The sequence below is a fragment of the Xanthomonas sp. SS genome, from assembly GCF_014236835.1.
Taxonomy (GTDB): Bacteria; Pseudomonadota; Gammaproteobacteria; order Xanthomonadales; family Xanthomonadaceae; genus Xanthomonas_A.
Map to the genome: position 1 here is coordinate 357,019 of NZ_CP051190.1, position 21,495 is coordinate 378,513.

The following is a 21,495-nucleotide window of genomic DNA, read 5'->3' on the forward strand; positions in this document are numbered from 1 at the left end:
CTTCCTTGCGCCGCACAGGGCAGTCCTACTTCATCGTCACCAACTGCTTCAGCACGCCATCCAGGCCGCCGAACACGGTGAGCTTGTCGATCTTCTCGGTGACCTTCTCCAGCGCCTCCAGCTCCTTCAGCCGCATCAGCACCGGGTTGTCCTCGATCAGCTTGGCGGTGTTGAGCAGCGACCGCGTGGCGTTGGCCTCCTCGCGCCGGCGGATCACGTTGGCCTGCGCCGACTTCTCTGCCTGCACCACCGCATTGAGGATGTCCTTCATCTCGCCTGGCAGGATCACGTCCTTGACCCCGACGCCCAGCACCTCGATGCCGAAGCCGGCGACCTGCTCGCGCACGTAGCCGAAGATGTCCGCATCCAGCGAGGCCTTGTCGCCCAGCAGCTCGTCCAGCGTCTTCGCCGACACCGCACGGCGCAAGCCGTACTGCAGCTCGCGGTACAGCTGGTCGCCGTACTTGGCCACCCGCGTCCGCGCCGCGACCGGGTCGGCGACGCGCATGCTGGCGGCCAGGTTGACGCGCAGGCTGACCTTGTCGCGGGTCAACAGCTCCTGCCCGGACACCTCCACCGACTGGATCCGCAGTTCGATCACTTCCGCGACGATGTTCTTGCGGAAGTTCCAGAACGCGTAGTGCCCCGGCGCCAGGGTCTGCTGCAGGCGCCCATCGACGAACACCAGTCCCGCCGACTCGGCCGGAACGTCCAGCGCCACCGCGAAGCGCGACAGCAGGCCGAGCTGGCGCAGGCGCTGGGCGACATCCGCCGGCACCGCCAGGCTCTCGCCCAGCGGCAGACGCATCACCTCCACCGCGATCAGCCCGTGCCAGTACAGCCGGCGCGTGCCGGGCGCCAGCACGTCTTCGAGCTTGCCCTGCTTGAACACCAGGCCGACCTCGTCGCTGCCCAGGTCGGCCAGCACGAAGACCTCGTGCAGCTGCGCGCCCAGGCGCGCGATCAACGCATCGACATCGGCACCGGCGTATTCCGGCACGGCGATATTGCAGGTCTTCACGTCGATCCGCTGCGACGGGTCGAACAGGCGGTAGACGCCGGGCGCGAGCACGCGCTCGAAACGCCGGTTGCGATACATCAGGCCGCGCTCGCTATCGCCGATCACGACCCGCTTGGTCCAGAACATGGCACGTTCTCCTTGTGTGGCTCTGGTGATCCGGTCCTGTGGATGAAATCGCCGCGCCGGACCGAGGGGCGCGAGGACGCTGGGTTGCGGATGCCGTCGGCACCGCAACGCTGCAAAGAGATGCAAGTACGCGCACGACGTCGCTGTGGCGGCCGGCGGGCGCTGTCGGTGCGGAGGCTTGCGCGTGGGATCGTCATCGCGTTGCAGTGCGATGCGACCGTCGGCGCAGGCGCGCACGTTCAGGGCGGCGCGGCGGCGGCAGCGGCGCTGCGGTGCATGCGTTACGCAGCGCCAGTGGCGATGCGTGCGGCGTGATCCGCGCGGCGCGACTTGCTGGGCTTGCGCCCGGTATTGCACATGACGTGAAAGGTCATGGTTCTCGGAGCGGGAATCGAACCCGCAACATTCGGATTAATTTCCGATGCTCTAACCAATTGAGCTATCCAAAAGCGACGTGCCGGAATCGAACCGGCGACCAGTGGACAAGCCACTGCTCTACCTCTGAGCTAACGTCTGGTGGAAACTGCACGTCCCGGCCGCAGGCATACGCGACGGCAGTGCCGTGCGCACCGGACGGGAATGGCATCCCGTACCGCTAGCGGCCATTAAGTGCAGTTTCCCATTGCCATCTCCTTCGAAACGGCAATTCCTGCGTCGATCCCATTCCCGCCGCCCGCGTCCGGCACCTGGACGCAGCGCTTGCGCGCCTCGCGAGCGAAACTTCCCTGTTTCCGGGCATTCCATGCCCGGGTGCCTGGGATGTTGGATCGACAAAACAAAAAAAGCATGCGAACGCGCAAAGCAAAACGCCCCCGGCATGGTGTCCGAGGGCGTTCGCGTTCCTCGGAGATCGATGCAACCGATCTCCGCAACGGGCGATCAGTCGATCAGGTGGTGGGATCCAGCCGCAGCGCGGTATCGCGCAGCGCACGCAGTGCCGCTGCGCGCGTTTCGCGCTGCAGGCTGGGCAGATGTGCGGTGAAGGGGCGGAAGGTCATGGTCGTCGGATTCGTCGTTGCCGAACGTGTCGGCTGATGGGCGCGCACATTACCTGCGTTGTTTTCGTTGCGCAAGGGGTTTATCGAATTATTTTTCTCTCTCGCCAATGCCTCGATCGCCGCGCGCCGCGTCGGCGGTCGCCGCAAGATTCGGAATTCCCTGGGGCGCGTTTCCAATTCTGGTGTTTTGGTTACTGTGGCCGGCTCCGAAGAGCGGGAAAATTCATCGGCAAATCGCCGGATTTTCTCTGGCGATGGCCGGCCTGGCGCAATGCGCACTGTTAGGCTCGCGATGCGTCCTCCAGCACCAAATCACTTACTTTTCGGTAACTGGATGGCGCCTGCGCTCAAGCCACTTCCCCCAACGGAGCCATCGAAATGAAAATTCGCCTGCATGCGTCTCTGCTCGCATTGCTGCTCGTGTTCCCCGCCGCGTCCGCATTCGCGCAAACCGCGGTCACCGCCAATCCCAACCACCAGCAGCTGCTGCAGGCGTCGGATTGGCGTACCGAGGCGAACAAGCGCCTGGTCTACGACTTCTGGCGCATCGTGTTCGAAGCCGGGCACACCGAGTACGCGCCGATGTACATGGCCAAGGACTATATCCAGCACAATCCGACCGTGGCCAACGGCCGCGATGCGTTCCTGCAGTTCCTGACCGCCTTCGTCAAACCTCAGCCGATCAAGCCGCGCGTGCAGCTGCCGCTGGTGGCGATCCTCGCCGAGGGCGATTACGTGACCCTGGTATCGGTGCGCACCTTGCCCGACCCCCAAGGACGCGACCAAGACCTATACGACCACCTGGTTCGACATGTTCCGCATCCAGAACGGCAAGATCCAGGAGCATTGGGATCCGGCGACCAAGTGAGATAGGCCAGGGTCGAGGACGTCGCGGCGATGCGTCGCTGCGGCACGCACGATGCGTGGTGTCGCAGCGACGCGGTGTGTGTGGCCGTGATGCCGTCATCGGACGGATTTCTTTGTTGTCCGGCGCCCGCACAGGGTGGCGAGTTGGATGTTGACGTGGCCCGCATGTGCAGTCTGTCGCGCATGCACCTCGAGAATGCTGTGCCGGCTTGCAGTGGCGAACATCCGGCGGTGCGCGTTTGGAGCATGCTGGCAAGGCGCGAGAGGGCTAGACTCCGGTAGCGGCCATCGGTCGCGCGCCCTTCCCCCAGCCGACATCGCCGCCATGCCCTTCCTCGAACTTCCGACGCATCGCCTGCATTACCGCATCGACGGCAGCGAAGGCCGTCCATGGCTGACCTTCTGCAATTCGCTCGGCACCGACCTGCACATGTGGGACGCGCAGATCGATGCGCTGGCGCCGTACTACCGGGTGCTGCGCTACGACCGTCGCGGCCACGGCGCCTCGAGCGCCGCGCCTGGTCCGTATCGGATCGAGGATTTGGCCGGCGATGTGCTGGCGTTGCTCGATGCGCTGTCGGTGGAGCGCACCCATTTCTGCGGCCTGTCGATCGGCGGGCTGACCGGGCAGTGGCTGGGCATCCACGCCGGCGCGCGCCTGCATACGCTCACCGTGTGCGCGACCGCGGCCAAGATCGGCACCAAGGATGGCTGGCAGGCACGCATCGCGCAGGTGCAGGCCGACGGACTGGCGTCGCTGCTCGCCGGCACCCGCGAGCGCTGGTTCACCCCGGCCTTCGCCGAGATGCAGCCGGCGACGGTCGAGACGATCCTTGGGAGCTTCATGGACACCGATGTGCAGGCCTATGCAGCCTGCTGCGAGGCAGTGGCCAGCGCCGACTTCCGTGGCGTCCTGGGCGAGATCGCCACGCCGCTGCTGGCGCTGGCCGGGCACGACGATCCGGTCTGCCCGCCGGACGGTCTGCAGGCGATCGCCGCGCAGGCGGCGCGCGGCAGCTTCGCCCAGGTGCATGGCCGGCATCTGTGCAATGTGGAATCGCCGCACGCCTTCAACGACGCGCTGCTGCGCTTCCTGTTGCAATAGCCACGGTCAGGGCTGCAGAGACGGTTGCCGCGCGATCCCGACCGCGCAGCGCAGGCTGTCCAATCCCGAATCCTTACTCCCGGCTCTCATCCAGCTTCACAACCAGCTTGCCGAAATTGCCGCCGCCGAGCATGTCGATGAAGGCCTGCGGCGCGTTCTCCAGTCCATGCACGACATGCTCGCGGTAGCGCACGCGGCCGTCGGCCAGCCACGCGCCCATCTCGCGCAGGAACTCGGGATAGAGCTTGACGAAATCGCCGACGATGAAGCCGCGCAGGGTCAGCCGCTGGCGCAGCACCTGGTTCATCAGCGCCGGCAGGCGGTCCGGCCCCGGCGGCAGTTCGCCCTTGCTGTTGTAGGTGGCGACGGTGCCGCACACGGGCACCCGCGCGAAATCGTTGAGCAGCGGCAACACCGCATCGAACACATGGCCGCCGACGTTCTCGAAGTACACGTCGATGCCGTCTGGCGCGGCGGCGCGCAGTTGCTCGGCGAAGTCCGCAGCGCGATGGTCCAGCGCCACGTCCAGGCCCAATTCCTCGCGCAGGTAGCGGCATTTCTCGGCGCCACCGGCGATGGCGATCACCTTCGCGCCGCGCAACCTGGCGATCTGCGCCACGCTGGCGCCGACCGGGCCGGTGGCGGCGGCGACCGCCACGGTCTCGCCGCTCTGCGGCTTGCCGATCTCGTGCAGGCCGGCATACGCAGTGAAGCCAGGCATGCCGTAGACGCCGAGCGCGGTGCTCGGCGGCAACGGCGAGTGCGGATCGAGCTTGCGCCGCAGGCCGGCGCCGTCGGCCACCAGATGCGTCTGCCAGCCGCCGCTCTGCACCAGCACCAGATCGCCGGGCTTGAAGTCGGGGTGGTGCGATTCCAGCACCTCGGCGACGGTGCTGCCGACCATCACCTCGCCCAGTTGCACCGGTGGCGCGTACGAGGGTCCATCGCTCATGCGCCCACGCATGTACGGATCCAGCGACAGCCAGCGGTTGCGCAGCAGCACCTGGCCGGGACCGGGCGCGGCCAGCGGCGCTTGTTCGATGCGGAAATTCTCCGTGGTCGGCGCACCTTGCGGACGCGAGGTGAGGACCACGCGGGTGGTATGGGAAGCGGTGCTCATACGGTTTCCTTGCTTGCGGTATCCAGTTGCGCGATATCGTCGGCCGACAGCGCCAGGCGCGCGGCGGCCAACAACTGCTGCAACTGCTCGATGCTGGTGGCGCTGGCGATCGGCGCGGCGATGCCGGGGCGCGCGATCAGCCACGCCAAGGCGACCTGGGTCGGCGTGGCCGAGTGCTTGCCGGCGATGTCGTCGAGCGCGGCGAGGATGCGCAGGCCGCGCGCGTTGAGGTAGCGCGCGATCACGCTGTCGCCGCGCGCCTGGCTTTTCGCCGCATCGGCGGGATTGCGGTACTTGCCGCTGAGGAAACCGCGGGCCAGCGCGTAGTAGCAGATCGTGCCCAGGCCCTGCTCGCGCACCAGCGGTTCCAGGCCGGCCTCGTAGCCGGCGCGGTCGTACAGGTTGTATTCGGGCTGCAGCGTCTCGTAGCGCGGCAACCCGTATTGCGCCGACACCTTCAGCGCTTCGGCCAGGCGTTCGGCGCTGTAGTTGGAGGCGCCGATCGCGCGCACCTTGCCTTGCTCGATCAGCCGCCCGAATGCGGCCAACGAGGCTTCCAGCGGCACCGACTCGTCGTCCTCGTGCGCCTGGTACAGATCGATCACGTCGGTCTGCAGGCGCTGCAGCGATTCGTCCACCGCCGCGGCGATGTTGTCGGCGGTCAGGCCCGGGCGTTCGGCCCATTTGCCGACCTTGGTCGCGATCAACACCTTGTCGCGCTTGCCGCTGCGCTTGAGCCACTGGCCGATGATGGTTTCCGACTCGCCGCCGCGGTTACCGGGCACCCAGGCCGCGTACGCATCGGCGGTGTCGATCAGGTTGAAGCCCGCTTCGACGAAGGCGTCGAGCAAGGCGAAAGAGGTCTTGGCGTCGGCACTCCAGCCGAACACATTGCCGCCGAAGGCGAGCGGCGCCGCGTGCAGGCCGGAACGGCCGAGTTCGCGCGTGTGCAGCATGGGGAACGCTCCGCTGTGGGGAAGGGCGACAGGATAGTCGCCGCAGGTTTCGGTATCGGGGCGATGGTCGCGAAAACAGCGTTCCGTTTGCGTGATTCGCGCTAACGCGAAGACAACATTCGGGCGCGCGCGCATGCGTGCTAGGCTCGCGTCACACCGACAACGGACGTACGCCATGAGCCTTCGCACCACGCTTGCCTGCGCTTGTACCCTTGCCATTGCCGCGACGCTGGCGATCCCGGCCGCACAGGCGATCAAGCCTGCCGACAGCGCCAGCCTGCCCGCTCCCGATGCGGCCTTGCAGAAGGCCATCGACGGCAGCTGGCGCGACCGCATCTACGTCGAGCGCGATGCCTATCGCCACCCGGGGCAGACCCTGGCGTTTTTCGGCATCAAGCCGACCCAGACGGTGATCGAGATCACCCCGGGCGGCGGCTGGTATTCGGAAATCCTGGCGCCGTACCTGCGCGAGCGCGGCCAGTACATCGCCGCGGTGGTCGATCCGACGGCGGTGCCGGAAGGGCGCGGCCGCGAGTATCAGCAGAAGGCGCGCGCGACGCTGGAGCAGAAGTTCGCCGCCGCGCCGGCGCAGTACGACCACGCCAAGCTGGTGGCGTATTCGCCGACCGCGCCGGTCTTGGGTCCGGCGGGCTCGGCCGATCTGGTGCTGACCTTCCGCAACGTGCACAACTGGCGCATGTCCGGCCAGGCCGAGGGCATGTTCAAGGGCTTCTACGCGGTGCTCAAGCCCGGCGGCGTGCTCGGCGTGGTCGAGCACCGGGCCAAGGCCGATGTGCCGGCCGACGACAAGAGCGGTTACGTCGGCCAGGCGCAGGTGATCGCGATGGCCGAGGCGGCCGGCTTCAAGCTGGCCGGCAAGAGCGAGGTCAACGCCAACCCGCGCGACACCAAGGACTATCCGGGCGGCGTGTGGACGCTGCCGCCGAGCAATAGCCACGATGCCGCCGACGACGCCAAGTACAAGGCGATCGGCGAGAGCGACCGGATGACGCTGAAGTTCGTCAAGCGCTGAGAGCGGCCGGCGCGGGCAGCGGAAAAAGGAAACCGGCGTGGGAGAATTGCCCGCGTCGCGCGCGACGCCGATGCTCGCCAATCCCGAATCCCCACTCTCCAATCCCCGCTTCCATGCTGATCGCGTTCAACAAGCCGTTCAATGTGCTGTGCCAGTTCACCGATCGCAGCGAACCGCCGCGGCGCACGCTGGCCGGGTTCGGCCTGCCCGCCGACGTGTATGCGGCGGGGCGGCTGGACTACGACAGCGAAGGCCTGCTGCTGCTTACCGACGACGGCGCGCTGGCGCACCGCTACACCGACCCGCGGCACAAGCAACCGAAGACGTACTGGGTGCAGGTGGAAGGCGTGCCGCAGCCCGAACAGCTGCAGCGCCTGCGCGATGGCGTGCTACTGAACGACGGACCGACCGCGCCGGCGCAGGCCAGCGTGCTGGAGACGGCGCCGGACCTGTGGCCGCGCGACCCGCCGGTGCGTTTCCGCAAGACGGTGCCCGATGCCTGGCTGCAGATCGTGCTGCGCGAGGGGCGCAACCGCCAGGTGCGGCGCATGACGGCCGCGGTCGGCTTGCCGACCCTGCGTCTGGTCCGCGCGGCGATCGGCACGCATCGGCTGGACGGGTTGGCGCCGGGCGCGTGGCGGGCGCTGTAAGCCGTCTGGGCAACGGTCTCTGTAGGAGCGGCTTCAGCCGCGACAGACTCTATCGGTAAAGCGTCGCGGCTGAAGCCGCTCCTACAGGAACGGGGCCGGGTGGTCGCGAATCTTGGATTGAGACGCGGGCGTGCCGCGTGGCGTATCCGCAGGCGCTCGACGATCGCCGTCGCGGCGGCCGCGTCGCCGCGCCGCGGATCGTCGGCGCATCACGCCCTCCGCCGCCTGCAAACTAAAACAGCGGCCGGATGCATCCGGCCGCTGTTTCGATGGCGCTGCTGTCGTCGCTGTCGCGGCGACGCTCCTGCAAAGCCTTATTCTTCGGTAGCGTCCTGCGCGGCCGCGGCACGGCGCGAGGTACGTGCCGCCGAACGACGGGCACCGGCGTTGCCGCGCTTGCTGGCTTCGATGCGCTGCGAATCGCCTTCGATCGGTGCGGCGTTGTCGCGCTGGCGCTTGCGGTAGATCGCATACCCGAGCAGGCCCACACCCACCGCCGCGGCGGCGATCGCGATGACCGGATTGCGGCGCACCGCGGTGCGCGCGACCTTGGTGCCGGTCTTCACCGCACCCAGCGCCGCACCGGTCTTGAGCGCGCCCATGGCGGCGCCGGACTGCAACCACTTGTTGGCCTGCGGCCCGATGTGACGGAGGCTGTCGCCGGCATGGCTGGCGAGATCCAGCGCGCGGTCGGTGATGATGGTCAGCTTGCTCATGGGGGCGTCCTTACTGGCAGGAATAAGGGCTGCAGTGTCCCTTGGGCGCCGTATACATGGCGTTAGCGCGCCGGCGTGGAATCGTCTGGCGGCTGAATGCGCAGGGCGGTTCGGGTGCGGCGGTCGGTGCGCTTGCGGTCGCCACGCTGGGGATTTCTCGCTAGGACGCGCTGGCGCGATATCGCCGCGGGCGACGCCGGTCGGCGCACGGTTCGCGCAGGGTTATTGCCTTCGCCATCCATGGCCGCGGGCGGCGGGTGAGGCGGTGCTCGCCGGCCTCCGTACCTTGGCGTGCTTGCATCGGACCTTGGCGGAAGCGCGGCAGGCAGAGCGTCCCTACGCCGCTGTCGCCGCCTCGAATGGCCGCAACCTGCAGCGCGGCAGCCGGGCGGCTTCGCCGAGCCAGACGGCGGAGGTCGTCGAACGTCTGCTGGCGCTCAACACCACCGCGCTGACGCGGCTGGCGATCGCGCCGCGGCTGGCGCAGTCCGGCCACGGCGCGATCATCAGCATCGGCTCGGTTTTGCCTGCCGTCGGCTCAGGTGCCACGCGGCTTCGCGCGATGGCTGGCGGTGGCGGTCCACGGGTCGTCCGGCCACGGGTGGCGGGGATAGCGGCCCTTCATTTCCTTCTTCACTTCCGGATAGGTGCTGGACCAGAAATTGCGCAGGTCCTGGGTCACCTGCAACGGGCGTCCGCCGGGCGAGAGCAGGTGCAGCAGCAGCGGCACGCGGCCGTCGGCGACGCGCGGGGTGTCGGCCAGGCCGAACAGTTCCTGCAGCTTCACCGCCAGCACCGGCGGCAACGGCTGGCCGTCGTGGTCGAGCGCGTAGTCGATGCGCCGCTCCATGCCCGAGGGCACGGTGATCCGCGTCGGCGCATGGCGATCGACGGCCTGCCGCCGGTCCCACGGCAGCAGCGACTTCAGCGCCTCGCCGAGGTCGTCTTCGCCCAGCGCGTCGAGCCGGGTCTTGCCGGCGAAGGCCGGGCGCAGCCAGCCGTCCAGGCCTTCCAGCAACGCCGCATCGCCGAGATCGGGCAAGCCCAGTTCCGGCATCCAGGTACGCAGCGCGACCACGCGCGCGCGCCACTGGGTCAACGGTTCGCTCCACGGCAGCGCCTGCAGGCCGAGTTCGCGCACCGCCTCGGTCAGCGCCGCCGCCGCGTGCGCCGGATCGACGCGGCCGGCGGGGCGGCTGTCGAGCACGATGCGGTCGAAGCGGGTTTCGCGCAGCGCGCTCAACGCACGCCGCTCGGCGTCCCAGCGCACCACGTCCTGCTGCACGAAGCGCTGCGGGAAGTCCACGCGCAGCCGCGCTTCGTCCACCGGCGCGGCGCGCAGCAGTAGCGCGTCCTTGGCCTCGTAGCGCAGTTCGGTGGCGACCAGCCACGGCTCGCCGCGCAGGTCGCTGTGCTCGAACAGGCGCGCGCTGCGGCCGTTGGCCAGCAGGTAGCGCAGCGGATCGGCCGGATGCCGGGTGGCGATGCGGTCGGGGAAGGCGTGGGCGAGCAGGTCGCCGAGTTCGTGCGCTTCCACGCTGTCCGGCGCCGCGGCGTCGCTGCGCAGGCGCCGCCGCCATTGCTTGGCCGCCGCGTCGATCGCGGCCAGGCCGCCGCGGTTGGCGTCGTGCGGGGCGCGGCCGCGGCGGAACCCGGCCAGTGCGCGCCAGCGCGCCGCCAGCGCGTCGCCGCCTTGGCGCAGCGGATCGCGGGCCTCGACCAACGCGGCCAGGTCGCAGGCCAGCGCCTGCGCCCGCGCATCCGGCGCGGCCAGCAGCATCGCCGCCAGCCGTGGGTGGGTGCCCAGCGCGAGCATGCGCCGGCCGCTGGCGGTAATCGCATGGTTCTCGCTCAAGGCGCCGAGCCGCTGCAGCAGTTCGCGCGCGGCGGCCAGCGCGCCGGCCGGCGGCGGATCGACGAAGCGCAAGGCGTCGCTGCCCCAGGCCGCCAGTTCCAGCGCCAGCCCGGCCAGTTCCACCTGCAGCATTTCCGCGCGGCGCTGCGCCTCCAGGCGCTGCGACTGCGGCCACAGCCGGTAGGCCCAGCCGGAGGCGACACGGCCGGCGCGGCCGGCGCGCTGGTCGGCCGAGGCCTGGGCGATGGCGGTGACGTCCAGCCGCGAGAAACCGCTGTTGGGATCGTAGTGCGGCTCGCGCGCCAGGCCGGCATCGATCACCACGCGCACGCCGGGCAGGGTCACCGATGATTCGGCCACGTTGGTCGCCAGCACCACGCGGCGGCGGCCGTGCGGATCGGGCTGCAGCACCTTGGCCTGCTGCTCGACCGGCAGCTCGCCATGCAACGGCAAAACGTCGACACCGCCACTCCCTTCTCCCATCGGGAGAAGGTGGCGCGCAGCGCCGGATGAGGGTACGCCCGAGGCGGTGCCGGACGAGATGCCGCCAGAAGCAGCCCCGGATGCGGGCATACCCAACCCCACCCCGGCCGCTTCCAGCGCCGCCTGCACCCGCGCGATCTCGCGCTGCCCGGGCAGGAACACCAGCACGTCGCCGGGATGCTGCTGCAGCGCGTGCTCGATGGCGCGGCGGGTCTGCGCTTCCAGCGCCTCCTCGCGCCGCGCCGGGAAATGCGCGATCTCCACCGGATAGCTGCGGCCGGCACTGGATAGCCGCGGCGCGTCCAGGAACTGCGCCAGGCGTTCGCCGTCCAGCGTCGCCGACATCACCACGATGCGCAGGTCCTCGCGCACCTGCGCCTGCACGTCCAGCGCCAGCGCCAGGCCCAGGTCGGCGGCCAGGTGGCGTTCGTGGAATTCGTCGAACAGCAGCGCGCCGACGCCGTCGAGCATCGGGTCGTCCTGGATCATCCGGGTCAGGATGCCCTCGGTGACCACCTCGATGCGGGTGCGCGCGGACACCTTGTTCTCGAAGCGGATGCGGTAGCCCACGGTCTCGCCCGGCGCCTCGCCGCGCTGCCGGGCCATGAACGTGGCGGCGCTGCGCGCGGCGACCCGGCGCGGCTCCAGCATCACGATGCGGCGGCCCTGCAGCCACGCCGCGTCCAGCAGCGCCGGCGGCACCTGGGTGGTCTTGCCGGCACCGGGCGGGGCTTCCAGCACCAGCCGCGGATGCGCGGCGAGGCTGTCGCGGATCTGCGGCAGCAGCGGATCGATCGGAAAAACGGGAGAGGCCATCGGCCAAGGATACGGATCGGCTGCGTCGCTGTAGAGCGCATCCATCTCGCCGGTAGCGCCGGCCCCGTACAATCTCCGGCTTTCCTGCCCGGCTTCCTCGGCATCTCCGCATGACTCTGATCGATATCGGCGCCAACCTCACCCACGACTCCTTCGATCGCGACCGCGACGCGGTGCTGCAGCGCGCCCGCGACGCCGGCGTCGCGCAGCTGGTGGTCACCGGCGCCAGCCGCGAGCACTCGCCGCTGGCGTTGCAGCTGGCGCAGCAGCACCCGGGCTTCCTCTACGCCACCGCAGGCGTGCATCCGCACCACGCGCTCGAGTACACCGCCGAGTGCGATACCGAGTTGCGCGCGCTGCATGCGCATGCCGAGGTGGTGGCGGTGGGCGAGTGCGGGCTGGATTACTTCCGCGATCTCGCGCCGCGCCCGGCGCAGTACCGTGCCTTCGAGCGCCAGCTGCAGCTGGCCGCCGACACCGGCAAGCCGCTGTTCCTGCACCAGCGTGACGCGCATGCGGATTTCCTGGCGCTGATGCGCCAGTTCGACGGCAAGCTCGGCCCGGCGGTGGTGCATTGCTTCACCGGCACCCGCGAAGAGCTGTTCGACTATCTGGACCGCGACTGGCACATCGGCATCACCGGCTGGTTGTGCGACGAGCGCCGCGGCGCGCATCTGCGCGAGCTGGTCAAGAACATCCCTGCATCGCGGCTGATGATCGAGACCGACGCGCCGTACCTGCTGCCGCGCACGCTCAAGCCGCTGCCGAAGGACCGGCGCAACGAGCCGGCGTTCCTGGCACACATCGTCGAGGAACTGGCGCGCGACCGCGGCGAGGACGTGGCGGCGACCGCGGCGGCGACCACCGCCACCGCGCGCGGGTTCTTCCGCTTGCCTGATGTCGCGTGAGTTGCGTCCATCGTGCGGCTGCGGCTATTGCCGTTGTGCTTGGCGATGTGCGCCTGTGCTGCACGGACCGAATTGCTGCCGCAGTGGTCGATCGCGGCCGTTTGCGCTGCGAGATCCTGTAGGAGCGGCTTCAGCCGCGACCGGCATTGCCGGTAACCCCCGTCGCGGCTGAAGCCGCTCCTACAGGGTTCATGGCCTGCCGGTTTTCCATGGCGCGCATCCGCGCTATTCGACCTGCGCGTCCTCGCGCTTGGCCTCGGCCATCGCTTCCGGCTCCAGTTCCTCGGCGCTGCGGTTGAGCTTGACGAACACGCCCCAGGCGACCAGCAAAAGCGCCGCGCACAGGCCGACCGCGGTGGCGTAGGGCAGCTTGGCCGGGTCGTCGTGCATCAGTTCGAAGATCGACACCAGCGTCTCGATCGCCAGGGCGATGACGATGACCACGAAGAACCGCGACAGGTAACGGCGCACCCGCGTCGGGCCACTGACCTTGACGTCGCGCTGCACCTCTTCCTCGAAGATGGTCTGGCCCAGTTCCAGCGTCACCAGGGCCACGGTGAGCAGCCCGATCGCCTCCAGCACCACGTTGAAGCGGTCGCGGATCACCAGGTCGCCGCCGGGGGCGAGGCCGTGCCACAGCTCCAGCACCGCCATCGCCACCAGGCCGGCGGCGCACAGCAGGAACAGCAGGATGATGACGAAATGGCCGCCGCGGAATAGTTTTTCCATGAACTTCATCGCCGCTCGCCGTGGTCAGGTCGGCGAGCATAGGCGCGGCGGGCGTCAGCGGGGCGCGAAGGCGTACGCAGAGGCGGGATGGTGGCAAGCGGCGCATGTCCCGATGCCGGGAATGCGTTCCCCCACGCCGTCCCGCGGCCATAGCCACAATGGCTATGGGAAGCTCGCCGTGAGCTGGCTGGTCCGGTGCTGCACAAGAGGTGGCGCGCGGCGATCGTTGGCCGAAGACACTGTGGGAGGGACTTCAGTCCCGACGCTTGCCGGCCGGCCAAGCGCATGGTCCGCTTGTGGCCGCTTAAGCCGCTCCCACACACAATGCGCATTGCGCCTCGCCACGCTGCGCCGGATCCAACATCGGGAAGATTGCGCGAGACGGCGGTTCCGGCGCTTCAGTGAATCGCATGCCGCTGCAGACGCCGCGCTGTCCGGTTCTATTGCTCCGCCAGCCCCGCCTGGTAGGCCTGCAGGTGGCAGTAAGCGGCTATCAGCCATGGCGCGGCGTGGCCGGCGGCGCGGGCGCGCGCCAGCATGTCGCCGACGATGTGCTGCGCTTCCACCTGCTGCCCGGCTTCCAGGTCGCGCAGCATCGACGCTTTCATCGGCGAGCCGGGTTGGGTCAGCAGCTGCAGCGCGTTGGCCTGCGCCGCTTCCGGCACCGGTTCGCCTGCGGCGGCGGCGACCGCCGTGCATTCGGCATACAGCCCATGCAGCAGCGCCACGCCGTCGTCGCTGGCGACGATGCGGCCGGTCGGCGCGCGCATCAGGCAGGTGGCCGCGGCCAGCGCGGTCAGGAAGGTGTACTTGATCCACTGTTCCTGTGCGATGCGCGGCGTGGCGACATGGTCGATGCCGGCCTGCGTGCAGGCGGCGGCCAGGTCGCGCACGCGTGCGCTGTCGGCGCCGCGTCCGTCGCGTTCGCCGAAGGTCAGCGAGGCCGGCTTGCCCAGGTGCTGGATGCTGCCGTCCGCGTCCAGCGTGGCGCTGATGAAGCACAGCCCGCCGAGCACGCGTTCGGCCCCGAAGCGCGTGTCCAGCACCGGGTAGTGGCGCAGGCCGTTGAGGATCGGCAGCAACGCGGTGTCGCCGCTCATCGCCGGCGCCAGCGCGTCCAGGGCGCTGTCCAGGTCGTAGGCCTTGCAGCTGAGGATCGCAAGGTCGAATGGCTGCGCGGCGGCCGCGGCCGGCAACGTGTCGGCGGTCAGCGTGGTCACCGCGATGTCGGCATCGCCGCGCGGGCTGCGGATGCGCAAGCCGTCGCGCTGCAGCCGATCGGCTCGTGCCGGGCGGACCAGGAAGGTGACGTCGGCGCCGGCCTGGGCCAGGCGTCCGCCGAAGTAGCCGCCGGTCGCGCCGGCGCCGAGGATCAGGATGCGCATGCGCCGATGGTAGCAGCGACGCCGGCCCGGTTCAGCGAGGCGGGTCGCGCGTCTGCGGCGTGCGCAAGCCGTCCGGGGGCGCGAAGGTCTCGGCGGGCACGGGCCCGTAGCTGACCGCGTCCACGCGCAGGCTGCGTTCGTCGCGGCGGCTGCCGATACGGCCGCGATAGCCGAGCAGCAGGCCGCTGCTGTCCAGCCAGAGCGTGCCGCTGGTGGTGCCGTCGGGCCCTTGCGTGGCGGATTGATAACGCCAGCCGGCGGCGGGGCGGCCGGCGATGAATTCGCCGGGGACCGGCGCGCAGCGGCAGCCGATCCGCCTAGGGGATTCTTGGTGTCGTGTAAGTAGAGCCCGCTGGCGTCGCGCGGAAAGGACCTGCCCGCGACGAGCCAGGCGTGCAGGTTTCCGCTACCGATGCGGCATCCAAGCGGGCTCTGTTGACAGGTCCTAGCGCTTGACTAGTTCGACCCTGCGGTTTTGCGCCTTGCCAGCTTCGTTTGCGTTGTCGGCTACCGGATCGGCATCGCCAAAGCCGGCAGACGTCAATCTGGTCGCATCGATGCCCTGGGCCGCAATTGCGGAGGCGACAGCCTTGGCGCGGCCGTCCGACAACGTCTTGTTGTGCGCCGGGTCGCCGGTGTTGTCGGTGTAGCCATTTACGGCCAACTTCAGCGAGGCATCCTGCTTGAGCAGCTGCACGACCTGCTCGATCTGCGGTTGCGAGTCCGGCAGGATGTCGGTCTTGTCGGTTGCGAAGTTGACGTGCAATGCCACCTTGCCGGTCTTGTCGATCTGCGCCTTCAGTTCGCTGGCCGGCAGCAGGCTGGCGGTGATTTCCAGCGGCTTGGTCTCGGCGATGAGCAGTCCGCCGCCGAACTGGTAGCTGCACAGGTGGATCCAGATGTCGCGATCGGCGCGATGCACGACGAACACCTGTGTGGGATTGTTCCAGACATCGCCCAGGCCGCTGTTGTACTTGACCGCGAAATCGCGCGGCCATTCCTTGATCTTCTGCCCGGCTTGTTCCGGAATCTTGCCGTCGAAGATCTTCTTGCCGCCCAGCGACGCGACCACCGCTTCGATGTTGCGTTCCAGTTCCACGTCCGAGAAGGTCTTGCCCTGCGCGGCATCGATGTGCGCGGACCATACCTTGCCCTCCACGGTTTCCAGGCGATCGCCTGTCCAGAACGGCACCTGGTCGAAATCGGCGACATCCGGCGTGCTTCCGGTGACATAGCCGTTGGGAAGCGCGATATACGGGAACGCGCCCAGCGGTACGCTCGACACCGGCAGGCTGGACGCATCGAAGCCCTTGGCGGTTGCTTCCTGTTGAGGTTGCGACGCCTGCGGACTGCCGTCCGCGGCCGCGGACGCGGCGGCATGCTCGTCGCCTTGCGCGGCGTGCTCCTGCTTCTTGCAGGCGCCAAGACCCAGGGTGATCGCTACAACCAACGTCGCCGCTACTGCCTTTTTCACAGAGGTACTCCTTTGCCGGGGGACGAAAAAACAGTGTAGCCGCGAACCCGGCCGATCTTCCTGCGCCACGATGAACACCGACCAATCGGCGACGCGAAACGGCGCGCGGCGCGGGCTGCCAGCGCCCGTGACTAGTGGGCCGGTTCGGGGGGCTGGAACAGCGCATCGGGTTGCGGGCGGTATTCCACGCGCTGGATGTCCCATTGCTGCTGCTGTTGCAGACCGGTCTTGCCGCGATACGCAAGCACCAGGCCGGTGTCGCGATCCAGCCACATCGTTCCCTGCCGGGTCATGCCGGGGCCGCTCGCATTGGACAGCCGGTATCGCCACTGCACCGCCGGCCGACCGGCATGGACGCCGGTGTCGACACGTTGGCAGTCTGCGAACATGCCCAGACCTGCGCAGGGCTGTTCCGGGTCGAAGCGCAGCGGCCAGCGCATGCCGGGCACCGGCATGCCATCGCCCTGCTGGCCCACGATCCACCCGATGCTCGCGTCCTTGGTGAGGATCAGCGCGTACGGCGTGCCGCTTGCATCCTTGAACTGCACGCGCAGCGCATCGTCGCGGAAATACAGCGTCACCGGCTGCGGCGCGTCTTTGGGGCGGATCCGGCTCAGCCCGCTCAGTTGGTTGGTCGTCACCTCGGCCACGCCGGAGAATGGCAGTTCCTGGGCGAGGGCCGTTCCCGCGAGCGCAAGGGAGAGCGCCAGCGCGCCGGCCAGCAACGAGCGTCGACGCATCACTTGTCCAGGTTGCCCTGCTTGTAGATGGGCGATTGCATCCGCACGATGGCGTAGCTCTCGATGGGCAAGCGCCCGGTGAATGTCTGCAGCGGCGATGATTCGAACGTACCTGGCTTCAGATACTGCGATCGCCCGCCGAGCACCCAGCCCACGAACGGCACCACAAGCGGTGCGTCGTAGACGACCTTGATCTTGAGGATGTTGGCGTCCTGGACATTCACGCCGCTGCTGCCGACCGTGGTGCTGCGGTAGGCGAGCGTATCGTTGGGCAGGGCGTACTGGCCGTTGTACTGCCGCTCCTTGAAGTTGCCCCATGCCGCACGCGTCGGGTTGATCACGGTGATATGGCCGTGCACTGTTAGGTCGGGCAGTGCTTTTGTCCAATATGCGACCTCCATTGCGGCCTGCCCGGTTTCGTGCACATACAGGGGCAGCATGCCTTTGGCCAGGGCCTTGCGCATTTCCTGCCGGTCCACGCCGCTCACCGCACCCGCCCGCGCCGTCATCAGCGCGGCATAGTCGAGCGTCGATTTCATCCGGTACACCAGCACCGCCTGGATGACGGAGAGCAACAGGAACAGCAGGACCGGGGTGATGATCACCAGTTCCACCATGGATTGGCCGCGCATCGAGTGCCGGCCGCGAAATTCCCGCATGCGTGTCTTCATGGCCATGCTCCAGTGTCGGGCGGCGGCGCGACCGCTGCGGCGCGCCAGCGCCACTGTTCGCCCTGCTGCGGTTGCAGGCGGTCCAGCGCGCCGCCATGGAATTCGATGGTGGCCACGGCGCGACGGCAGGCCGCGGCCCGGTACGGCCTGACGTTCTGGCGCCATTCCAGGACGACGTCGTCGCGCGCGAGAAACACCAGGTCCAACGGGTAGGCCATGCCGATGGTGTGCACGCTGGCGCATGGCCGGATCAACAGGGCTTCCGATCCGTCCTCAGCCAGGGCCGGCCGCGCCAGCAAGCCGCGCATCCGCGACCACCAGGTGTCGGCGGACCACACGTGCGGGATGGACGCGCCCCGGCTGCGTTCGATGAGTCCGCGCTTCACAGGATTCCCTCCTGCAACATCTTCAAGTAGATGAAGTAGCCCAGGAACAGGAAGATCAGCGGGAAGAAGAACATCACCAGCGGCAGCATCATCTTCACCGGCGCCTCCAGCGCCAGCTTCTCCGCGCGCAGGAAGCGCTCTTCGCGGCGTTGGTTGGCCTGCGCGCGCAGGGTGTCGCTCAAGTTGGCGCCGACCTTGTCGGCCTGGATCAGCGCGCTGGTGAAGCTGGTGATTTGGCCGATGTCCATGCGTTCTGCCATGCGCCGCAGCGCTTCTGCCCTGGGAAGCCCGGCGCGCAGATCGCGGAGCATGCGCGAGAACTCCTGCGACAGCGCGCCGGCCGGCCCCTTGGCCACGGCCTGCTCGATGCCGCCGGTCACATTCAAGCCGGCTTCCACCGACATGGTGATGAAATCCAGGTAGACCGGCAGGTCGCGCACCACCGCCTTCTGCCGCGCCTTGCGGCGTTCGCCCAGCCACAGCGCGGGGTAGAGCCAGCCCAGCACGCCCCCGAAGAACAGGCACATCAGCCCCGCCCCGATCGCGAGCTTGCCGAGCATCGCCGTGCACAGCAGGAATACCGCGGTCACCACGATCGCGCTGGCCATGCGCAGGCCGTAGAATTCTTCCGGGGTCAGGGTGAAGTCCTGCCCGGCGGCCTGCAGCTGGCGATGGGTCTGCTCGAGCTGGGTGACGCTGAGGTGCGGCGCGATGCGGCGCGTCAGCACCGTCACCAGCGGCCACATCAACTGCATCAACCGTGGCAGCGGGTCGTAGTAGGTACGATCCTCCAGCTCGACTTCGCGGATCACCCCGCGCGTGCCGATGATCACCAGCGCGACGGCGCCGGCGGCCAGAAGAGCGACGAGGGCGAGCATCCAGGTCATACGTCGATCGTCATGATCTTCTTGCAGAGACGATAGCCCAGGTATTCCATGACCAGGCAGATGGTGATCACCACCCATCCGTGCCAGCTGTGGAACATGGGCTGCATGGTTTCGCTGTACATCAGGCTGAGATAGCCGATCAGGAACACCGGCAGCATCGCCATGACGATGCCCTGCAAGCGGCCCTGCGCGGTCAGGGACTTGACCTTCTTTTCCATGGTCAGGCGCCGACGCAGCGTTTCGGCCAGCGTCGCCAGGGTTTCGGCCAGGTTGCCGCCCACCTCGCGCGAGATGTTCACCGCCGAGACGAACAGTTCGGCATCGGTGATCGGCACGCGCTTGCTGAAATTTTCCATCGCTTCTTCGGCGCGCACGCCCATGTGCTGTTCGCGCAGCACCAGCGCCAATTCCTGCGCCAACGGCGGCTGCCCATCGTGCACCAGCACTTCCATCGCCGGCGCGAAACCCACGCCGGCACGCAGGCTGCTGGACAGCATCTGCAGCGCGTCGGGGAGTTGTTCCTGGATCTTTTCCAGCCGGCGCCGGCGCAGATACGCATAGATCTTGCGGGGCGCGAAGATCAGGAAGACGCCGATCAGCACCGCGATGACCAGGCTGCCGGTCAGCATCCAGATGAGCAGCGGGATGATCACCATCACCACGGCGCTGATCATGTAGACCTGCGCCGGGTCCATGAACAGGAACATGTCCGCCAGGTTCATGCGCGCCTGGTCCATGAAACTCTCGCGGTAGCGCTGCATGAACCGCTCGCCGGAACGCGCAACCAGCAGAACGCCGACCAATGCGCCGCCGAACACCAGCAAGGCGATCAACCACAGGGCCATCAGCGCGTACTTCCCTGGCTGCGGAAAATATCCAAATCCACCGACACGCCACGCTCGGCCAGCTCTTCGTAGAATTCGGGCACCGCGCCGGTCGCCACGAAGTTGCCGGCGACCTTGCCGTCCGGCCCGTGGTAGGTGGTCGGCTTGAACAGGAACAGGTCCTGCATCTGGATGGTGCCGCTTTCGATGCCGGTGATTTCGGTGATGTGGCTGACCTTGCGCGACCCGCAGGGGTAGCGGCGCTGGTGCACGATGAGGTTGACCGCCGAGGCGATCTGCTCGCGCACGACCGTCATCGGCAGTTCCATGCCGGCCATCATCACCATCACTTCCAGGCGCGACAGCGTTTCGCGCGGGTTGTTGGCGTGCGCGGTGGTCAACGAACCCTCGTGGCCGGTATTCATGGCCTGCAGCATGTCCAGGCTCTCGCCTCCGCGGCACTCGCCGACCACGATCCGATCCGGGCGCATGCGTAGCGCGTTCTTGACCAGATCGCGGATGGTGATCTGGCCCTTGCCCTCCATGTTCGCAGGGCGGGCCTCCAATGCGACCAGGTTCGGCTGCACGAGCTTCAGTTCGGCCGCGTCCTCGATGGTCACCACGCGGTCGCCATCGGGGATGAAGTTCGACAGGATGTTCAGCAGCGTGGTCTTGCCCGAGCCGGTGCCGCCGGACACCACGATGTTGCGGCGCTCGCGCACCGCCATGATCAGGAAGTCCAGCATCGGCTGGTTCAAGGAGCCGTATTTCAACAAGTCTTCGCCCATCAGGCGGCGCGTGGCGAACTTACGGATGCTGATGCTCGGCCCGCGCAGGGCCACCGGCGGGATCACCGCGTTCACGCGCGAGCCGTCCTTCAGGCGCGCATCGACCAGCGGCGAGCTTTCGTCGATGCGCCGGCCCAGCGGGGTGACGATCCGTTCGATCGCCGCCAGGCAGGCGCGTTCGTTGGAGAACACCACCTCCGATTTCTGGATGCGCCCGGCCCGCTCGATGAAGATATCGTCGTGGGCATTGACCATGATTTCGGTGACGGTCGGATCCTCGATCAGATCTTCCAGCGGACCCAGACCGATGGCTTCGTCCAGTACCTGTTTGGCCAGGCGGCGCGGGTTGATGTCCGAGGGCAGGTCGGCAAACTCGCGCGCGAGGATGTCGTCGATCAGGTTGATGGTGCTGTCGCGGAGTGCGCCGTCGTCCATGCTGCGCACATCCATCCGGCGCAGATCCATTTGCCGGACCAGCGCCATGTGCAGTTTGGTGCGCCAGGTGGCGATGTCCGGCGGCGGCGGGCCGGCCAGCACCATGTCGGTGGAAGCCGGCGTTGCGGCTGCCGCATCGGCCGGCGCCGTTGCAGGTTCGGCCGCGCGCGCGGCGACGCCATCGTTGGCCGCCGGCGTGTGCTTGGCGATCCGCGCGTCGTCGCCACTCACCTTGAGCATGTAGTGCCCGATGCGGATCTCGTCCTTGCCGTCGATCGGGCCTTGCTTGGCCAGGACAACCTTGCCGTTGAGCGTGATCGGCTCGCGCCCGCCCAATGGCAGGATGAAAACGCCCTCGTCTTCGCGCAGCAGCGTGGCGTGCTTGCCGGCGATATTCCAGCCTTGGAGCATCACCAGGTTGGCATCGCCGCGGCCGATGCCGCACTCCCGATGCATGCATTTGACCTGGCGAGTATCGCGGCCCGGCGTATTGATCAGCACTGTGAACATGACGATGAACCT

At 68.2% G+C, this 21,495-nt stretch carries 19 protein-coding genes, 1 tRNA gene and 1 pseudogene; 5 read left to right on the top strand and 16 right to left on the bottom strand.

Annotation, left to right across the window (positions count from 1 at the left end):
* Window positions 1-25 precede the first annotated feature (25 nt).
* Entirely contained in the window at window positions 26-1,147 is a 1,122-nt protein-coding gene (locus tag HEP74_RS01595) for a slipin family protein (protein WP_185814903.1), read from the bottom strand.
* A 373-nt stretch (window positions 1,148-1,520) separates the two neighbouring features.
* A tRNA-OTHER gene (locus HEP74_RS01600) sits at window positions 1,521-1,596 on the bottom strand.
* A gap of 927 nt (window positions 1,597-2,523) precedes the next feature.
* Here HEP74_RS01600 and HEP74_RS01605 point away from each other — a divergent pair.
* Together HEP74_RS01605 and pcaD are read left to right on the top strand one after the other, a co-directional pair.
* Window positions 2,524-3,013 (top strand): annotated as a pseudogene (locus tag HEP74_RS01605) (nuclear transport factor 2 family protein).
* 324 nt (window positions 3,014-3,337) lie between these two features.
* The gene (gene pcaD / locus HEP74_RS01610; RefSeq protein WP_185814904.1) at window positions 3,338-4,117 is read left to right on the top strand and encodes a 3-oxoadipate enol-lactonase; all 780 of its coding nucleotides are present in this window, start codon (window positions 3,338-3,340) and stop codon (window positions 4,115-4,117) included.
* A gap of 73 nt (window positions 4,118-4,190) precedes the next feature.
* Here pcaD and curA read toward each other — a convergent pair whose 3' ends face one another.
* Together curA and HEP74_RS01620 are read right to left on the bottom strand one after the other, a co-directional pair.
* Complete coding sequence (gene curA / locus HEP74_RS01615; RefSeq protein ID WP_185814905.1) at window positions 4,191-5,237, bottom strand: NADPH-dependent curcumin/dihydrocurcumin reductase; 1,047 nt, start codon at window positions 5,235-5,237, stop codon at window positions 4,191-4,193.
* On the bottom strand, window positions 5,234-6,193 hold the full coding sequence (locus HEP74_RS01620) for an aldo/keto reductase (RefSeq protein WP_185814906.1): 960 nt from the start codon (window positions 6,191-6,193) through the stop codon (window positions 5,234-5,236). Before HEP74_RS01620 ends, curA begins: the two co-directional genes overlap by 4 nt.
* A gap of 175 nt (window positions 6,194-6,368) precedes the next feature.
* Between HEP74_RS01620 and HEP74_RS01625 the strand changes: the two genes are divergently transcribed.
* Window positions 6,369-7,226 (top strand): class I SAM-dependent methyltransferase, encoded by an 858-nt coding sequence (locus HEP74_RS01625; protein ID WP_185814907.1) that lies wholly within the window; start codon window positions 6,369-6,371, stop codon window positions 7,224-7,226.
* Between the two features lie 113 nt (window positions 7,227-7,339).
* Window positions 7,340-7,876: a pseudouridine synthase gene (locus HEP74_RS01630; protein ID WP_185814908.1), complete on the top strand. Its 537-nt coding sequence runs from the start codon at window positions 7,340-7,342 to the stop codon at window positions 7,874-7,876.
* Window positions 7,877-8,190: 314 nt separating this feature from the next.
* On the opposite strand, the gene HEP74_RS01635 is transcribed toward HEP74_RS01630, so the two are convergent.
* The 3 genes from HEP74_RS01635 to hrpB all read right to left on the bottom strand — a co-directional run bounded on the left by HEP74_RS01635 (window position 8,191) and on the right by hrpB (window position 11,746).
* Window positions 8,191-8,592 (bottom strand): hypothetical protein, encoded by a 402-nt coding sequence (locus HEP74_RS01635; protein ID WP_185814909.1) that lies wholly within the window; start codon window positions 8,590-8,592, stop codon window positions 8,191-8,193.
* Between the two features lie 336 nt (window positions 8,593-8,928).
* Window positions 8,929-9,105: a hypothetical protein gene (locus HEP74_RS01640; protein ID WP_185814910.1), complete on the bottom strand. Its 177-nt coding sequence runs from the start codon at window positions 9,103-9,105 to the stop codon at window positions 8,929-8,931.
* Between the two features lie 25 nt (window positions 9,106-9,130).
* Window positions 9,131-11,746, bottom strand: coding sequence for an ATP-dependent helicase HrpB (hrpB, locus tag HEP74_RS01645; protein ID WP_255427847.1), 2,616 nt, complete (start codon window positions 11,744-11,746; stop codon window positions 9,131-9,133).
* 110 nt (window positions 11,747-11,856) lie between these two features.
* Here hrpB and HEP74_RS01655 point away from each other — a divergent pair, with 110 nt between their 5' ends.
* Entirely contained in the window at window positions 11,857-12,654 is a 798-nt protein-coding gene (locus HEP74_RS01655) for a TatD family hydrolase (protein WP_185814911.1), read from the top strand.
* A gap of 225 nt (window positions 12,655-12,879) precedes the next feature.
* On the opposite strand, the gene HEP74_RS01660 is transcribed toward HEP74_RS01655, so the two are convergent.
* From HEP74_RS01660 to HEP74_RS01700, 9 genes are all read right to left on the bottom strand, one after another.
* Window positions 12,880-13,392 (bottom strand): hypothetical protein, encoded by a 513-nt coding sequence (locus HEP74_RS01660; protein ID WP_185814912.1) that lies wholly within the window; start codon window positions 13,390-13,392, stop codon window positions 12,880-12,882.
* Window positions 13,393-13,823: 431 nt separating this feature from the next.
* Window positions 13,824-14,768: a 2-dehydropantoate 2-reductase gene (gene panE / locus HEP74_RS01665; protein ID WP_185814913.1), complete on the bottom strand. Its 945-nt coding sequence runs from the start codon at window positions 14,766-14,768 to the stop codon at window positions 13,824-13,826.
* A gap of 445 nt (window positions 14,769-15,213) precedes the next feature.
* Window positions 15,214-16,446: an OmpA family protein gene (locus HEP74_RS01670; protein WP_255427848.1), complete on the bottom strand. Its 1,233-nt coding sequence runs from the start codon at window positions 16,444-16,446 to the stop codon at window positions 15,214-15,216.
* The gene (locus HEP74_RS01675; RefSeq protein ID WP_185814914.1) at window positions 16,374-16,982 is read right to left on the bottom strand and encodes a hypothetical protein; all 609 of its coding nucleotides are present in this window, start codon (window positions 16,980-16,982) and stop codon (window positions 16,374-16,376) included. Before HEP74_RS01675 ends, HEP74_RS01670 begins: the two co-directional genes overlap by 73 nt.
* Complete coding sequence (locus tag HEP74_RS01680; RefSeq protein WP_185814915.1) at window positions 16,982-17,653, bottom strand: TadE/TadG family type IV pilus assembly protein; 672 nt, start codon at window positions 17,651-17,653, stop codon at window positions 16,982-16,984. The genes HEP74_RS01675 and HEP74_RS01680 overlap by 1 nt, the downstream gene beginning before the upstream one ends.
* Entirely contained in the window at window positions 17,650-18,039 is a 390-nt protein-coding gene (locus HEP74_RS01685) for a DUF192 domain-containing protein (RefSeq protein WP_185814916.1), read from the bottom strand. Before HEP74_RS01685 ends, HEP74_RS01680 begins: the two co-directional genes overlap by 4 nt.
* Window positions 18,036-18,926: a type II secretion system F family protein gene (locus tag HEP74_RS01690; protein WP_185814917.1), complete on the bottom strand. Its 891-nt coding sequence runs from the start codon at window positions 18,924-18,926 to the stop codon at window positions 18,036-18,038. Before HEP74_RS01690 ends, HEP74_RS01685 begins: the two co-directional genes overlap by 4 nt.
* Window positions 18,923-19,771 carry a type II secretion system F family protein gene (locus HEP74_RS01695; protein ID WP_185814918.1) on the bottom strand — a complete coding sequence of 283 codons (849 nt, stop codon included), beginning with the start codon at window positions 19,769-19,771 and terminating at the stop codon, window positions 18,923-18,925. Before HEP74_RS01695 ends, HEP74_RS01690 begins: the two co-directional genes overlap by 4 nt.
* Window positions 19,771-21,483, bottom strand: coding sequence for a TadA family conjugal transfer-associated ATPase (locus HEP74_RS01700; RefSeq protein WP_185814919.1), 1,713 nt, complete (start codon window positions 21,481-21,483; stop codon window positions 19,771-19,773). The genes HEP74_RS01695 and HEP74_RS01700 overlap by 1 nt, the downstream gene beginning before the upstream one ends.
* Window positions 21,484-21,495: the final 12 nt, after the last annotated feature.

Bases quoted from the DNA above. Each gene is read 5' to 3' on its own strand.
- HEP74_RS01630 (WP_185814908.1), top strand. From the start codon at position 7,340: ATGCTGATCGCGTTCAACAAGCCGTTCAATGTGCTGTGCCAGTTCACC.
- HEP74_RS01625 (WP_185814907.1), top strand. From the start codon at position 6,369: ATGAGCCTTCGCACCACGCTTGCCTGCGCTTGTACCCTTGCCATTGCC.
- pcaD (WP_185814904.1), top strand. From the start codon at position 3,338: ATGCCCTTCCTCGAACTTCCGACGCATCGCCTGCATTACCGCATCGAC.
- hrpB (WP_255427847.1), bottom strand. From the start codon at position 11,746: ATGGCCTCTCCCGTTTTTCCGATCGATCCGCTGCTGCCGCAGATCCGC.
- panE (WP_185814913.1), bottom strand. From the start codon at position 14,768: ATGCGCATCCTGATCCTCGGCGCCGGCGCGACCGGCGGCTACTTCGGC.
- HEP74_RS01690 (WP_185814917.1), bottom strand. From the start codon at position 18,926: ATGACCTGGATGCTCGCCCTCGTCGCTCTTCTGGCCGCCGGCGCCGTC.
- HEP74_RS01680 (WP_185814915.1), bottom strand. From the start codon at position 17,653: ATGAAGACACGCATGCGGGAATTTCGCGGCCGGCACTCGATGCGCGGC.
- HEP74_RS01640 (WP_185814910.1), bottom strand. From the start codon at position 9,105: ATGCTGATGATCGCGCCGTGGCCGGACTGCGCCAGCCGCGGCGCGATC.
- HEP74_RS01700 (WP_185814919.1), bottom strand. From the start codon at position 21,483: ATGTTCACAGTGCTGATCAATACGCCGGGCCGCGATACTCGCCAGGTC.
- HEP74_RS01660 (WP_185814912.1), bottom strand. From the start codon at position 13,392: ATGAAGTTCATGGAAAAACTATTCCGCGGCGGCCATTTCGTCATCATC.
- HEP74_RS01675 (WP_185814914.1), bottom strand. From the start codon at position 16,982: ATGCGTCGACGCTCGTTGCTGGCCGGCGCGCTGGCGCTCTCCCTTGCG.
- curA (WP_185814905.1), bottom strand. From the start codon at position 5,237: ATGAGCACCGCTTCCCATACCACCCGCGTGGTCCTCACCTCGCGTCCG.
- HEP74_RS01695 (WP_185814918.1), bottom strand. From the start codon at position 19,771: ATGGCCCTGTGGTTGATCGCCTTGCTGGTGTTCGGCGGCGCATTGGTC.
- HEP74_RS01670 (WP_255427848.1), bottom strand. From the start codon at position 16,446: ATGGGACATCCAGCGCGTGGAATACCGCCCGCAACCCGATGCGCTGTT.
- HEP74_RS01620 (WP_185814906.1), bottom strand. From the start codon at position 6,193: ATGCTGCACACGCGCGAACTCGGCCGTTCCGGCCTGCACGCGGCGCCG.
- HEP74_RS01595 (WP_185814903.1), bottom strand. From the start codon at position 1,147: ATGTTCTGGACCAAGCGGGTCGTGATCGGCGATAGCGAGCGCGGCCTG.
- HEP74_RS01655 (WP_185814911.1), top strand. From the start codon at position 11,857: ATGACTCTGATCGATATCGGCGCCAACCTCACCCACGACTCCTTCGAT.
- HEP74_RS01635 (WP_185814909.1), bottom strand. From the start codon at position 8,592: ATGAGCAAGCTGACCATCATCACCGACCGCGCGCTGGATCTCGCCAGC.